This is a genomic window from Brevundimonas denitrificans, from assembly GCF_030160755.1.
Lineage (GTDB): Bacteria > Pseudomonadota > Alphaproteobacteria > Caulobacterales > Caulobacteraceae > Brevundimonas > Brevundimonas denitrificans.
The window spans coordinates 1-673 of the sequence record NZ_BSOY01000193.1; the positions used below are offsets into that span (position 1 = coordinate 1).

Genomic DNA, 673 nt, shown 5'->3' on the forward strand with positions numbered 1-673 from the left:
CCACAGGTTATCATCTTCGCGGGCAACCACGGTGTCTGTGCGCAGGGTGTCTCGGCTTTCCCGCAGGAAGTCACCCACCAGATGGTTGCCAACTTCGAGCAGGGCGGTGCCGCCATCAACCAGCTTGCAACAGCGTTCGGCGCCCGTTTCTCGGTTGTTCCCATGGATCTGGACACCCCGACAGAAGATTTCACGCTGGTCCCTGCCATGACGGAGGAGGCCTGCGCCCAGGCACTTGAGACAGGATGGAATGCGGTGGACGACACAACCGACACCCTTGTTGTCGGGGAAATGGGCATTGGCAATACCACCTCTGCGGCGGCTTTGGCGGCGGCGCTTTTCGGCGGTACCGGAGCCGACTGGGCCGGACCCGGAACGGGGTTGTCGCCGGAAGGGATCAATGTCAAGGCCGGGGCCATCGACCGGTCGCTTGTCCTGCACGGGGACAAACTGGCCGATCCCCTTGCCGCCCTGCAGCATGTGGGCGGGCGGGAACTGGCCGCCATGACCGGGGCCATTCTGGCAGCCCGGCACAAGCAAATCCCCGTCATTCTGGACGGGTTCGTTTGTTGCGCAGCGGCGGCGGTCCTCGCCCGTCTTCAGGACACCGCCCTTGACCATTGCGTGGCCGGCCACATGTCGGCTGAACCCGGCCATGTCCGGTTGCTGCAAC

General features: G+C 64.5%; 1 protein-coding gene. It reads left to right on the forward strand.

Annotated elements, in window-relative coordinates:
* On the forward strand, window positions 1–673 hold a 673-nt coding region (locus tag QQJ79_RS15705; protein ID WP_284223863.1), incomplete at both ends, for a nicotinate-nucleotide--dimethylbenzimidazole phosphoribosyltransferase.